The following is a 14,204-nucleotide window of genomic DNA, read 5'->3' on the forward strand; positions in this document are numbered from 1 at the left end:
TTGTACGGAAGTTCGGGGGGCTCCCCGGGTCAGACCGCCAGGGCGCGGTCCGTGGGGCGGACAGGGGCGTGCAGGGTGCTGTGCTCGCCGGTGAGGTGGCGGTCGACGGCCTTGGCCGCCGAGCGGCCCTCGGCGATGGCCCAGACGATCAGGGACTGGCCCCGGCCGGCGTCCCCGGCGACGTAGACGCCGGGCACGTTGGTGGCGTAGTCGCCGTCCCGTGCGATGTTGCCGCGGGCGTCGAGTTCGACACCGAACTGTTCGACCAGTCCGTTCTCGCGGTCGACGCCGGTGAAGCCCATGGCGAGGGTGACCAACTGGGCCGGAATCCGGCGCTCGGTGCCGGGCTTGGGCTCCAGCTTGCCGTCCACCATCTCGACCTCCACCAGGTGGAGCCACTGGACGTTGCCGTCCTCATCGCCCTCGAAATGGGTGGTGTTGACGGAGTAGACCCGCTCGCCGCCCTCCTCGTGGGCGCTGGTGACCTTGTAGAGCAGCGGGAACGTCGGCCACGGCTGGCGGCCCGGGTCCCGGTCCTCGCCCGGCTTGGGCATGATCTCCAACTGGGTGACGGAGGCGGCACCCTGGCGGTGCGCGGTGCCCACGCAGTCGGCACCGGTGTCGCCGCCGCCGATGACGACGACGTGCTTGCCCTCGGCGCTGATCGGGGAGACCGTCAGGTCGCCCTCCTGCACCTTGTTGGCCAGCGGCAGGTACTCCATCGCCTGGTGGATGCCGTTCAGCTCGCGGCCGGGTACGGGCAGGTCGCGGGCGGTGGTGGCGCCCGCCGCCACGACGACCGCGTCGTACCGCTTGCGGATCGTCTTCGCGTCGATGTCGCGGCCGATCTCCGTCTCGGTACGGAACTTGGTGCCTTCCGCACGCATCTGCTCGATACGGCGGTTGATGTGCCGCTTCTCCATCTTGAACTCGGGGATGCCGTAGCGCAGCAGTCCGCCGATGCGGTCGGCCCGCTCGTAGACCACGACGGTGTGCCCGGCCCGGGTGAGCTGCTGGGCGGCGGCCAGGCCCGAGGGGCCGGAGCCGATGACGGCGACGGTCTTCCCGGAGAGGCGCTCGGGCGGCTGCGGGGTCACGTCCCCGTTGTCCCACGCCTTGTCGATGATGGAGACCTCGACGTTCTTGATGGTGACGGCCGGCTGGTTGATCCCCAGCACGCACGCCGACTCGCACGGGGCGGGGCAGAGCCGCCCGGTGAACTCGGGGAAGTTGTTGGTCGCGTGCAGCCGCTCGGAGGCCGCCTCCCAGTCGCCGCGGTAGGCGTAGTCGTTCCACTCGGGGATGAGGTTGCCCAGCGGACAGCCGTTGTGGCAGAAGGGGATGCCGCAGTCCATGCAGCGCCCGGCCTGCTTGCTGACGATGGGCAGCAGGGAGCCGGGGACGTAGACCTCGTTCCAGTCCTTGACCCGCTCCTCGACGGGACGGGTCTTCGCGACCTCGCGGTCGGTGTGCAGGAAGCCCTTGGGGTCAGCCATTGGTCGCCGCCTCCATCATCTTCTCGTGGGTCTCGGACTCGCTGAGTCCCGCGCGCTCGGCGGCGTCCTTGGCGGTGAGCACAGCCTTGTACGTGGCGGGCAGCACCCGGCTGAAGCGGCTGAGCGCTCCGTCGGGGCCGTCCCAGTCGGCGAGGAGCTTGGCGGCCACGGTGGAGCCGGTCTCCTCCTGGTGGCGTCGCACGACCTCGTGCAGCCACGTCTTGTCCTCGTGGGTCAGTTCCTCCACGGCGCCGCGCAGTCCGGCGTTCACGTTCGCCAGGTCCAGGTCGATGACGTAGGCGGTGCCGCCGGACATCCCGGCGCCGAAGTTGCGGCCGGTGCCGCCGAGCACGACGGCCGCGCCGCCGGTCATGTACTCGCAGCCGTGATCGCCCACGCCTTCGGAGACCACCAGGGCACCGGAGTTGCGGACGCAGAAGCGTTCGCCGACCCGCCCGCGCAGGAAGATCTCGCCGCCGGTGGCGCCGTAGGCGAGGGTGTTGCCGGCGATGGTGGAGTACTCGGCCAGGTGGTCGGCGCCCCGGTCGGGGCGGACGATCAGCCGGCCGCCGGAGAGGCCCTTGCCGACGTAGTCGTTGGCGTCGCCCTCCAGCCGCAGCGTGATGCCGCGCGGGACGAAGGCGCCGAAGGACTGGCCGGCGGAGCCGGTGAAGGTGAGGTCGACGGTGTCGTCGGGCAGCCCGGCTCCACCGAACTTCTTGGTGACCTCGTGGCCGAGCATGGTGCCCACGGTGCGGTTGACGTTCCGGATCGCGACCTGGGCGCGGACCGGCTGGGCCTGCTCGGCGGTGTCGGCCTGCAGCGCGTCGGCCGCCAGCTTGACGAGCTGGTTGTCGAGCGCCTTCTCCAGACCGTGGTCCTGCGCAGTGGCCTGGTGCAGCACGGCGCCCTCGGGGAGCTCCGGGACGTGCAGCAGCGGCGCCAGGTCGAAGCCCTGGGCCTTCCAGTGCGTCACGGCGCGCGAGGTGTCGAGCAGCTCCGCGTGCCCGATGGCCTCGTCCAGGGTGCGGAAGCCCAGCTCGGCGAGGAGTTCGCGGACCTCTTCGGCGATGAACTCGAAGAAGTTGACGACGTACTCGGCCTTGCCGCTGTAGCGGTCGCGCAGCACCGGGTTCTGGGTGGCGATGCCGACCGGGCAGGTGTCCAGGTGGCAGACGCGCATCATCACGCAGCCGGAGACCACCAGCGGTGCGGTGGCGAACCCGAACTCCTCGGCGCCCAGCAGTGCGGCGATGACGACGTCGCGGCCGGTCTTGAGCTGGCCGTCGGTCTGCACGACGATCCGGTCGCGCAGCCCGTTGAGCAGCAGCGTCTGCTGCGTCTCGGCCAGGCCCAGCTCCCAGGGGCCGCCCGCGTGCTTGAGCGAGGTCAGCGGGGAGGCACCGGTGCCGCCGTCGTGGCCGGAGATGAGGACGACGTCCGCGTGGGCCTTGGAGACGCCCGCCGCGACCGTGCCGACGCCGACCTCGGAGACCAGCTTCACGTGCACACGGGCCCGCGGGTTGGCGTTCTTGAGGTCGTGGATGAGCTGGGCGAGGTCCTCGATCGAGTAGATGTCGTGGTGCGGCGGCGGCGAGATGAGGCCGACGCCCGGGGTGGAGTGCCGGGTCCTGGCCACCCACGGGTAGACCTTGTGCCCGGGGAGCTGGCCGCCCTCGCCGGGCTTGGCGCCCTGGGCCATCTTGATCTGGATGTCGTCGGAGTTGACGAGGTACTCGGAGGTGACGCCGAACCTGCCGGAGGCCACCTGCTTGATCGCGGAGCGCCGGGCCGGGTCGTAGAGCCGCTCGGGGTCCTCGCCGCCCTCACCGGTGTTGGACTTGCCGCCGAGCTGGTTCATGGCGACGGCCAGCGTCTCGTGCGCCTCCTGCGAGATGGAGCCGTAGGACATGGCGCCCGTGGAGAACCGCTTGACGATCTCGCTCGCCGACTCGACCTCCTCGACGGGGATCGAGGGGCGGTCGCTCTTGAAGCCGAACAGGCCGCGCAGGGTCATCAGCCGCTCGGACTGCTCGTCGACCCGCTGGGTGTACTGCTTGAAGATGTCGTAGCGGCGCTGGCGGGTGGAGTGCTGGAGGCGGAAGACGGTCTCCGGGTCGAACAGATGCGGTTCGCCCTCGCGGCGCCACTGGTACTCGCCGCCGATGTCCAGCAGCCGGTGCGCGGGGGCGATGCCGGAGGAGGGGTACGCCTTGGCGTGCCGGGCAGCGACCTCCTTGGCGACGACGTCGATGCCGGCGCCGCCGATCTTGGTGGTGGTGCCGTGGAAGTACGCGTCGACGAACGAGGCGTCCAGGCCGACGGCCTCGAAGACCTGCGCGCCGCGGTAGGAGGCGACGGTGGAGATGCCCATCTTGGACATCACCTTCAGCACGCCCTTGCCCAGGGCGTAGATCAGGTTGCGGATGGCCTCCTCGGGCGGGAGCTCCGCGGCGCCGGGCAGGAAGGTGCCGGCCCGGACCAGGTCCTCGACGGACTCCATGGCCAGGTACGGGTTGACCGCGGCGGCGCCGTACCCGATGAGCAGCGCGACGTGGTGCACCTCGCGGACGTCCCCGGCCTCGACCAGCAGCCCCACCTGGGTGCGCTGCTTGGTGCGGATGAGGTGGTGGTGCACCGCCGAGGTGAGCAGCAGCGACGGGATCGGCGCGTGCTCGGCGTCCGAGTGCCGGTCGGACAGCACGATGAGCCGGGCGCCGGACTCGATCGCCGTGTCGGCCTCCGCGCAGATCTGCTCGATGCGGGCCGCGAGGCCGTCCCCTCCTTCGGCGACGCGGTAGAGCCCGGAGAGCGTGGCGGACTTGAAGCCCGGCAGGTCGCCGTCGGCGTTGATGTGGATGAGCTTGGCCAGCTCGTCGTTGTCGATGACGGGGAACGGCAGGGTGACGCTGCGGCAGGAGGCGGCCGTCGGCTCCAGCAGGTTGCCCTGCGGGCCCAGCGGCGAGTGGAGCGAGGTGACCAGTTCCTCGCGGATCGCGTCCAGCGGCGGGTTGGTGACCTGCGCGAACAGTTGGGTGAAGTAGTCGAAGATCAGCCGGGGCCGGTCCGAGAGCGCCGCGATCGGCGAGTCGGTGCCCATGGAACCGATGGGCTCGGCGCCGCTGCGGGCCATGGGGGCGAGCAGGACGCGCAGCTCCTCCTCGGTGTAGCCGAAGGTCTGCTGGCGGCGGGTGACCGAGGCGTGGGTGTGCACGATGTGCTCGCGCTCGGGCAGGTCGGCGAGTTCGATGAGCCCGGCGTCCAGCCACTCCTGGTAGGGGTGCTCGGCGGCGAGCTGCGCCTTGATCTCGTCGTCCTCGATGATGCGGCGCTCGGCGGTGTCGACCAGGAACATCCGGCCGGGCTGGAGGCGGCCCTTGCGCACGACCTTGCCCGGGTCGATGTCCAGGACGCCGACCTCGGAGGCCAGGACGACGAGGCCGTCGTCGGTGACCCAGTACCGGCCCGGCCGCAGCCCGTTGCGGTCCAGTACGGCGCCGACCTGGGTGCCGTCGGTGAAGGTGACGCAGGCGGGGCCGTCCCAGGGCTCCATCATCGTGGAGTGGTACTGGTAGAAGGCCCGCCGCGCGGGGTCCATCGAATCCTGCGACTCGGCGCTCTCCCACGCCTCGGGGACCATCATCAGCACCGAGTGCGGCAGCGAGCGGCCGCCCAGGTGCAGCAGCTCCAGCACCTCGTCGAAGGTGGCCGAGTCGGAGGCGCCCGGGGTGTTGATGGGGAAGATCCGCTCCAGGCTCCCCTGGTCCCCGCCGTCCTCGCGGCGGGCGGAGCCGAACAGCTCGGAACGGAGCTGGGACTCGCGGGCCCGCATCCAGTTGCGGTTGCCCTGCACGGTGTTGATCTCGCCGTTGTGTGCGACGAACCGGTAGGGGTGGGCCAGCGGCCAGCTCGGGAAGGTGTTGGTGGAGAAGCGGGAGTGCACCAGCGCGATGGCGGTGGCGAACCGGCGGTCCGACAGGTCGGGGAAGAACGGTTCGAGCTGCCCGGTGGTCAGCATGCCCTTGTAGACGAGGGTGCGCGAAGAGAGCGAAGGGAAGTAGACACCCGCCTCGCGCTCGGCGCGCTTGCGCAGCACGAACGCGAGCCGGTCGAGAGCCACACCGTCGGCCTCGCCCTGCGCGGCGACGAAGAGCTGCCGGAACGTGGGCATGGTGGCGCGGGCGCCCGGGCCGAGCAGCTCGGGGGCGACCGGCACCTCGCGCCAGCCGAGGACGGTCAGCCCCTCCTCGGCCGCGAGCGTCTCGATCTGCGAGACGGCCGCCGAGGTCGCCTGCGCCTCGCCGCCCTCCTCCTCGCCGGGCAGGAAGGCGATGCCCACCGCGTAGGAGCCCTGCTCGGGCAGCGCGAAGGGGACGCTCTCGCGGAGGAAGGCGTCGGGGATCTGCAGCAGGATGCCGGCGCCGTCACCGGTGTCCGGGTCCGACCCGGTGGCACCCCGGTGCTCGAGATTGCGGAGCACGGTCAGCGCCTGTTCGACCAGCTCGTGGCTGGGCTCACCGGTCAGGGTCGCCACGAAGCCGACGCCGCAGGCGTCGTGCTCGTATCGGGGGTCGTACATCCCCTGCTTGGCAGGGTGGTGGGCGGCCCAATCCGCTGTCGGCACAGCACGCATCGGCACTCCCGTCGTCTCGTGGCATTGGTACGTACCGAGGGACGACGTTGGCCCTCATGTGGCAAAAATTTTCGTGCAGGTTACATGGTGGCGCACTTCCCGGAAAGTGGAAGACGCATCTCACCATACGAACACCGGGCGCGACCGTGTCAGCGCGCCGACGCGGGTGGCCCTTATGGGGCCGGAAAAGACCTGCACAGGGGGTTCGGGGCGGGTCACCCCGAGTGACAAGCGGCTCTCTCTCGCACACAGGCGTCGTTGCCGGCGGCGTTACGGACTACTGCCCCGCCTCACGCAAGATGAAACCGCCGAGTAACACGACTCCCTTCGCGGGAGGCGACTCCCTGCGCGGGGGGCGTCTTCGCGGGGTCGGTTCCCCTTCGCGGGTGGCCCGGCTCCGTGGGGGCACGCCCCCGCCGTTCCCGGCTGCCGCCGAGCGGTCGTGTCGGGGGGCGCTGCCCCCAACGGCCCCTCGCTAAGTGGGCTCCGCCCCCTTAGAAACCCCCAGGCACCAACACCTCTCCCTCCCCCTCCCGCATCCGGCAACCGCCGGAGGACTCTCGACTGCAGGAGCGCTCTTGTGCTGTGACGGACGGCATCAGGACACTTCCCGCAGACAACGGACCAAAGAAAAGACCCGGAGCAAGGTCCGCAAGGGCTCACACGGGTGCGGCTGGGGGTCCTAGGGGGCGAAGCCCCCTAGCGGGGGGCTGTTGGGGGGCGGAGCCGCCCCAACGCCCGTCCGGCGAGGACAACGGGGGCTCGGGGGCGAAGCCCCCGACAACGAAGCCGCACCAAAAAGGCAAGGGGATGGGGGGCACCCCCAGGGGGAGACGGCGCCCCCGCGAAGGGGGGCGCCGTCAGCCCAGCCGCACCGGAAGAGACTCCAGCTCGTTCTGGGTGAGCACCGGCCGATTACGCGTCCCCGCGACAGCCACCCCGCACAGCCCGGGAAACCGCTCGAAGAGCGCCGGCAGCGCCACGGACGCCTCCAGCCGCGAGAGCCCCGCGCCGGGGCAGATGTGCGGCCCGTGTCCGAAGGCCAGGTGCCGGATGGGTGCGGGACGCCGCACGTCGAAGCGGTCGGCGTCCTCCCCGTGCTGCGCCCGGTCACGGCCGATGGCCCGGTAGGACATGGCGACGCCTTCGCCCTCCCGGATGACGGCCCCACCGGTGCCGCCCTCCCGGATGACGGCCCCGCCGGTGCCGCCCTCCCGGATGGCGGCCCCACCGGCACCAACCTCGATGTCCGAGGTCGCGAACCGCAGCAGCAAATGGGTGGAGGGCGACTCCCAGCGCAGCGTCTCCTCGATGACGGCCTCCCAGCCGACCTGGCCGTCGAGCACCAGCCGAAGCTGGTCCGGATGGGTGAGCAGGGCCCGCACGGCGCACAGGATCAGGGTCACCGTGGTTTCGTGCCCGGCGGCGACCATGGCCTCCAGGTTGCCCCGTACCTCTTCGGCGGTGAGCGGCTCGCCGCCTTCGTCGGCGAGGATGAGGGCGCTGGTGAGGTCGTCGCCGGGGGACGCGGTCTTGCGCCGGACCATGTCGTGGTAGAGCTCGTCCAGCTCCCGCAGGACGGCGAGCCGCTCCTGCTGCGGGGTCAGGGTGGAGAAGAACGCCTCGTACAGGTGGTGCAGCCGCGGCTCCAGCGCGGGGTCGACGCCCATCAGCGAGCAGACCACCGACATGGGCAGTGGCTGCGCGAACGCGGACTTCAGGTCGAGCGGCTCGTCCGGCGCCTCGGCGGCGTGTGCGGCCATCGCATCCAGCAGTCGGGCCGTGACGCGTTCGACGACGGGACGCAGCTCCTCCAGCCGCCGCGGGGTGAGCGCCTGCGCCGTCTTGACGCGCAGCCGCCGGTGCTCGGCCCCGTCGACGGTGAACATGGAGCGGCCCGCGTCGACCATGCCGATCAGCGGCCAGCTCTCGTCGATCTCGCCGTCGCGCCACAGGTTCCAGCGGGTGATGTCCTTGACCAGCCGGGTGTCGGTGAGGAGCCGGCGGGCTTCGGCGTGGGTGGTGACCGTCCACACCTCGGCGCCCATCAGGTCGATCCGGGCGAGCGGCCCGGCGGTCCGCAGGGCCTCGGTCTCGGCGGCGAGGCTGCCGACCAGCGGGTCGATGGTGATCGGGCACCCCGGGGTGCCGGGTGCCGCACCCCCGTCCGCCGGGCGGGCGCCGGGTGCCGCACCCCCGCCCGCCGAGCGGGCGCCAGGCGCCGCACCCCTGTCCGCCGGGCAGCCGCCGGGGTCCGCACCGCCGGGCAGGGGTTCGCTCGCCAGGGACTGTGCGTCGCCGTTCATCAGCGTCCTCCGTACGGGGGTGTGGGCGCGAAGCGGACGGGCAGCACCGTCATGCCGCGCAGGAAGGGCGAGGGGCGGCGGGCCAGGGTGCGGGGCGCGACCGCCAGGTCGAGGTCGGGCAGCCGGTCGAGCAGCACCTCGATGCCGGTCCGCGCGACGATCTCGGCGATCTCCTGCGCCGGGAAGGGGCACTGGTACTCGCCGTGGCTGAAGGCGAAGTGGGCGAAGTTGCTGTCGCGCGGACGGTCCGCGCCGTGCGGCGCGTGTGCCGCCGGGTCGCGGTTGGCGCCGGCGAGTCCCAGCAGCAGCAGGTCGCCGCGGGCGATCGTGCGGCCCGCGAGCCGGGTGTCGCGCGCGGCCCAGCGGCCGGCCAGGATCTGGGTGGGGGTGTCCTCCCACAGCACTTCGTTCATGGCCTCGGGGACGGTGTGGCGCCCTCCGGAGAGCGAGGCGGCGAAGCGGTCGTCGGTGAGCATGAGGCGCACCGAGTTGCCGATCCAGTCGGCGGTGGGCAGGAACCCGGCGGAGGTGAGGGCCATGAGGTCGAGGACGTACGCCTCGTCGGTGAACTCCTCGGGGTGGGCCAGCATGGCGGAGAGTACGTCGGCTCCGGGCGCCGCGTGCCTGCGGGCGACGAGCCGCCGCATGAGGGAGAGCGCGTGTTCGAACCCGGCGAGCGCGTCGGGGCCGCCGTCGGCCATGTCGGTGAGGGAGCGGATCAGTTCCGGGCCGTCGGAGTCGGGGAAGCCCAGGACGCGGGCCAGGGTGAGGAGGGGCAGCGGTTTGGCGTAGGCGGAGACGATCTCGGACTCGCCCGCGCCGCAGAAGCTGTCGATGAGCCGGTCGGCGATCTCCTCGGTGGTGCGGCGGAGTTCGACGTGGTTCACGCCCTCCAGCGCGTGCTGGATCATGGCCAGGTGGCGGCGGTGTTCCTCGCCGACGGTGAAGTAGACGGAGGGCTGCGGGGTGCCGATCATCGGGCGCAGCGGCCAGTCCTCGGGGAGGTTCTCCCACTGGTTCCACAGGCCCTGGTCCCGGGGGAAGAGCACCGGGTCGCGGGTGACCTGGTGGAGTTCGCGGTAGCCGATGACGAGCCAGGCGGGTACGTCGCCGGGGAGGGTGACGGGGACGACGGGCCCGTGGTCGCGGCGCATGTCCCGGTAGACGGCCTCCAGGTCGGTGTGGAAGCGGGGTCCCATGAGCGGTACGGCGCCGGGTGCGGTCCGGGCGCCCGCCGCGGCGGGGCAGCCGCGGGGCTCCGCTGGAGGGGCGCCGGAGGCCGGTGGGCCGTGCGCGGGATCGTAGGGCTGGGGCTGACTGGCCAAGGTCGCAACTCCCCTGCGGACGGTGGCACTTGGTGGTCTCAGGTGTCACTTCGTGCCCAGCCTAGGCAGTTTCCCGATCAGTGGGGACCGTTCCCGTCGATCGGTGACCGTTCGACGCACTGTCGATCGTGGCCGTTCGACGCACTGATGCGTTCCGACACAGGTACGCCCCGACGCGCGGTGCGCCGGGGCGGCAGGGGCGGCGCCGGGGCGGGGCCCCGCTCGCTCCTGGGGCGCCGCGCTCCGCCGCGCCCCGCGAGGTCAGCCGACCGCGACGCCGAACAGGGCGCCCAGGCCGTAGGTGACGGCCGCGGCGGCGGCGCCGAGGGTGAGCTGGCGCAGGCCGCTGAACCACCAGCTCCGGGCGGTGACCCGGGAGACGACCGCACCGCAGACGAACAGCCCCAGCAGGGCGCACAGCACCGCGGGCCACAGCGTGGTGATCCCGAAGAGGTAGGGCAGCACCGGAAGCACGGCGCCCACCGCGAAGGAGAAGAAGGAGGAGACGGCGGCGACGGTCGGGGAGGGCAGGTCACCGGGGTCGACGCCCAGCTCCTCCCGGGCGTGGATCTCCAGCGCCTGCTCCGGGTCGCGGTGCAGTTGCTCGGCGACCTTCCCGGCCAGCTCGGGGTCGACTCCGCGGGACTCGTACAGCGCGGCCAGTTCCTTGATCTCCGCGCGCGGGCTGCGCCGCAGCTCGCGCCGCTCGATCTCCAGTTCGGCCTGGACGAGTTCGCGCTGCGAGGCGACGGAGGTGTATTCGCCGGCGGCCATGGAGAAGGCGCCGGCCGCCAGCCCGGCGAGGCCCGCGATGACGATGGTCTGGGAGGAGGCGGCGCTGCCCGCGACACCGGTCATCAGACCGAGGTTGGAGACCAGCCCGTCCATCGCACCGAAGACGGCGGGCCGCAGCCAGCCGCCGTTGACATCGCGGTGGGTGTGGTTGTCGCGGTGCGCGACGTGGGTCGGGTCGGTGACTCCGGCGAGGGACATGGCCGGTACGGCTCCTTCACTTCGAACAGCGGACGCACGGCCGCGTCCTCCTGTTCGAAGCGTAGCCACGAAGCGCCGTCCGCTGCCAGCAAGGAAGGCCGTACTTACCCCGTTGACCTGGGGTTTTCCTCCGGACCCTGGTCGGCTGCCGCGCGCAGCGCCGCCGCCAGCTCGTCGCGGACCAGGTCCTCGCGGTCCAGCCGCCCGGTCCGGTAGGCGGCGCGGCCCACCATGTGCGCGGCCACCGGGGAGGTCAGCAGTTGGAAGAGGGCGACGAGCAGCAGGGTGCACAGGTCGATGAGGCTGCGCAGCCACAGTCCGGCACCGAGCAGGACCAGCAGCAGGCCGAAGGACTGGGGCTTGGTCGCGGCGTGCATCCGGGCCAGCACGTCCGGCAGCCGCACCATGCCGATCCCGGCCAGCAGGCAGAGCAGCCCGCCCGCCAGCATGCAGACGGCACCCGCCACGTCCGCCACGGCCGTCCAGTTCATCGGTGCTCCTCCCGGGTCCGGTCCCTCACGGCGTCCCCCGGTGCGGGCCGGGCTCCTCGGGACCGCCGCCGGGTGCGGAGGGCGGAGAGCCGGAGGGAGGCTCGCCGGTGCCCTCGCTCTCGTCCACGTCCTCGGTTCCGGCCTCGCCCCGCAGCGCCATGAAGCGCGCGACCCCGACCGAGCCGGTGAAGCCGAGGAAGGAGAGGACCAGCAGGACGGGCAGGTAGAAGGCGGTCCCGCGGACCGCCGACTGCAGGCCGATACCGGCCATCACGACGGCCACCAGCACATCGAGCGCGACGGCGCGGTCCAGGGTCGAGGGTCCCCGCACCAGCCGCAGGGTGACCAGCAGCCCGGCGGCCAGCAGCAGCCCGGCGATCACCGCGGCCGTGATCTCGAAGGCCGGGGCGTCGTGCGCGGCGGCGGTCAGCACCCGCGCCGGTTCCGCGGGGAGGGCCGCGGGCGTCTGCCGTACCGTCACCGCCATCGGCCGAACACCTCCTCGGCGGCCTCGGAGGCGCGGATCGCGGCGACGTCGGCGTCGGTGCCGAACGCCTCCACGACCCGGGTCTCCAGGCGGAGCGCGTCCCGCCGGGCCCGTGCCTGCTCCTCCTCGCTCTCGCCGCCGAGCACATGCAGATAGAGGGTTCCCGAGCGGCGGTCGACCTCCAGGACGGTGCTGCCGGGTACGGCCGTGACCGCGACCGCCGTGACGGTCAGCATCAGATCGCCGGGGCAGCGCATCTTCACCGCCAGCACGGCGCAGCGCGGGCGGCCGAGCGCGAGCATGTAGCGGTTGATCCGCCAACTGGAGACGACCAGGTCCAGTACGAACCGGACGGCGAAGCGCAGGATGCCGAGCGGATGGGCCCGGGCCTGCTTCTCCACGGGAGGCAGCGGGAAGACGAGCACCACCAGGAGCGCGACGAGCACCCCGGTCACCACGTTGGCCGGGGTGGGGGTGCCCCACAGCAGCAGCCACAGCAGGGTGAGGCCGCACACCATGGGCCACTGGGTGGCACGCAGCCGGCTGGCTTCGCGCAGCCGTTGAGGGGCCGTCACTTCTGCATCACCGCCTCGACGTAGGGGCTGCGGGCGAGCATCTCGTCCGCCGCGCGGCCGGTCAGTCCGAACAGGGGGCCCGCGAGCACGGTGAAGGCGAGCCCGAACAGGACGAGGGCCGCGGTGGCTCCGGCCATGCTGGCGGGGAGCGAACTGGTGGTGGTGATCTCCTGGCCGCCGAAGGTGGTGGTCACCCGGCGCCGCATCAGCACCGAGAGGCCGCCGGTCGGCCACCCTCCGGCGGCCGCGGGGTGCCGCCCCGGCGGTCCGGCGCCGGGGCCCGTGCTCCCGGTCGGCGCCCCGGACCCGGCGGCGTCCCCGGCGCCCTCTTCGGGGGTGTCCTCCTCCCGGGACTCCAGCACGGTGCCGGCCGCGCACATCTCCGGTGTCGCGGCGCGCCAGAAGGCGACGTTCCACGCCTTGGTCAGCGCGTACAGGGTGAGGAGGCTGGTGACCGTTCCGCCCGCCACCAGCAGGTAGGCGAGCGCCCCGCCGTCGTCCACTCCGGCCCGCAGCAGCCCGAGCTTGCCGAGGAAGCCGGAGAGCGGCGGGATCCCGGCGAGGTTCATCGCGGGGACGAAGAACAGCACGGCCAGCAGCGGGGAGAGGCGGGCGAGGCCGCCGAGGCTCTGCAGGTCCGTCGTGCCGGTGCGGCGCTCGATCAGTCCGGCGACGAGGAAGAGGGTGGTCTGGACGGTGATGTGGTGCGCGACGTAGAACACCGCGCCGGAGATCCCGGCGGGGCTGCCCAGTCCGATCCCGAAGACCATGTACCCCATGTGGCTGACCAGGGTGAAGGAGAGCAGCCGTTTGAGGTCGGTCTGCGCGACCGCGCCCAGGATGCCGACGAGCAGCGAGAGCAGGGCCAGGACCATCAGGACGTCGCCGATGCCGTCGCCGGGGAAGAGCAGTGTCTGGGTGCGCAGTATGGCGTAGATGCCGACCTTGGTGAGCAGTCCCGCGAACACGGCGGTGACCGGCGCCGGTGCGGTGGGGTAGGAGTCGGGCAGCCAGGCGGCCAGCGGGAAGACGGCCGCCTTGATGGCGAACACGCCCAGCAGCGCGATCTGCAGGACCATGGCCACGCTGTCGGGCAGGGCGTCCAGCCGGGAGGGCAGTTGGGCCATGGTGACGGTGCCCGCCGCCGCGTACACCATGGCGACGGCGGCCAGGAACAGCATGGAGGACAGCAGCGAGACGATCGCGTACGTGGCGCCGGCGCGGATGCGCGCCAGGGTGCCGCCGATCGTCATCAGCACATAGCTGGCCGTCAGCATCAACTCGAAGCCGACGTAGAGGTTGAACAGGTCCCCGGCCAGGAAGGTGTCCGAGACCCCGGCCACCAGCACCAGGTAGGAGGGGTGGAAGACGGACAGCGGGGTCGCCTCGTCGTTGTCGGCCAGGCCCTGGCCCACGGAGTAGACCAGGACGGCCAGCGTCACCGACGAGGAGATCACCAGCATCAGCGCCGCGAGCCGGTCGGCGACCAGCACGATCCCGACCGGCGGCGCCCAGCCGCCCGCGAACATCACCTGCGGACCGTGCCGGTCGGCGGCCACCAGCAGCAGCAGGGAGACGACGAGGACGGCGAGCAGCACGGCGGCGCTGATGAACCGCTGCACCCGCTCCAGCCGCGCTCCGATGGCCAGTTTCAGTCCGGCCGCGCACAGCGGGAGGATCACCGGCAGCGGCACCAGGAGTCCGGCGGCGGCCGCCCCGCCGACCGGTCCGGCTCCCCCGCTCACCATGCGCCCGCGCCTGCGGTGCGGCCCCGGATGCATGCGGGCCCCGGGGCGGGTGCGGGGCACGGACCGGCTGCGCGGCACGCCGCGGGTGCGGGGCACGGGCAGGCGCGGCACGCCGCGGGTGCGCGGTACGGACCGGATGCGGGCCCCGGG

At 72.4% G+C, this 14,204-nt stretch carries 9 protein-coding genes; all 9 read right to left on the reverse strand.

Going from position 1 to position 14,204, the window contains the following annotated elements:
- Window positions 1-29: 29 nt before the first annotated feature.
- Window positions 30-1,496: a glutamate synthase subunit beta gene (locus BMX65_RS01390; RefSeq protein WP_074998238.1), complete on the reverse strand. Its 1,467-nt coding sequence runs from the start codon at window positions 1,494-1,496 to the stop codon at window positions 30-32.
- Window positions 1,489-6,129: a glutamate synthase large subunit gene (gltB, locus tag BMX65_RS01395; RefSeq protein ID WP_074998239.1), complete on the reverse strand. Its 4,641-nt coding sequence runs from the start codon at window positions 6,127-6,129 to the stop codon at window positions 1,489-1,491. Before gltB ends, BMX65_RS01390 begins: the two co-directional genes overlap by 8 nt.
- Before the next feature lie 860 nt (window positions 6,130-6,989).
- Complete coding sequence (locus BMX65_RS01400; protein WP_239501776.1) at window positions 6,990-8,435, reverse strand: cytochrome P450 family protein; 1,446 nt, start codon at window positions 8,433-8,435, stop codon at window positions 6,990-6,992.
- Window positions 8,435-9,634, reverse strand: coding sequence for a cytochrome P450 family protein (locus BMX65_RS01405; RefSeq protein WP_107437360.1), 1,200 nt, complete (start codon window positions 9,632-9,634; stop codon window positions 8,435-8,437). The genes BMX65_RS01400 and BMX65_RS01405 overlap by 1 nt, the downstream gene beginning before the upstream one ends.
- Before the next feature lie 387 nt (window positions 9,635-10,021).
- Complete coding sequence (locus tag BMX65_RS01410; protein WP_074998241.1) at window positions 10,022-10,753, reverse strand: VIT1/CCC1 transporter family protein; 732 nt, start codon at window positions 10,751-10,753, stop codon at window positions 10,022-10,024.
- Between the two features lie 104 nt (window positions 10,754-10,857).
- Window positions 10,858-11,244, reverse strand: a complete 387-nt coding sequence (mnhG, locus tag BMX65_RS01415; protein WP_074998242.1) for a monovalent cation/H(+) antiporter subunit G — start codon at window positions 11,242-11,244, stop codon at window positions 10,858-10,860.
- A 25-nt stretch (window positions 11,245-11,269) separates the two neighbouring features.
- Window positions 11,270-11,731, reverse strand: coding sequence for an MrpF/PhaF family protein (locus BMX65_RS01420; RefSeq protein ID WP_079171640.1), 462 nt, complete (start codon window positions 11,729-11,731; stop codon window positions 11,270-11,272).
- The gene (locus BMX65_RS01425; protein WP_074998243.1) at window positions 11,722-12,306 is read right to left on the reverse strand and encodes a Na+/H+ antiporter subunit E; all 585 of its coding nucleotides are present in this window, start codon (window positions 12,304-12,306) and stop codon (window positions 11,722-11,724) included. Before BMX65_RS01425 ends, BMX65_RS01420 begins: the two co-directional genes overlap by 10 nt.
- Window positions 12,303-14,054, reverse strand: a complete 1,752-nt coding sequence (locus tag BMX65_RS01430) for a Na+/H+ antiporter subunit D (RefSeq protein WP_074998244.1) — start codon at window positions 14,052-14,054, stop codon at window positions 12,303-12,305. Before BMX65_RS01430 ends, BMX65_RS01425 begins: the two co-directional genes overlap by 4 nt.
- Between the last annotated feature and the right edge of the window lie 150 nt (window positions 14,055-14,204).

It is taken from the genome of Streptomyces qinglanensis (assembly GCF_900111245.1).
In the GTDB taxonomy this organism is placed as follows: domain Bacteria; phylum Actinomycetota; class Actinomycetes; order Streptomycetales; family Streptomycetaceae; genus Streptomyces; species Streptomyces qinglanensis.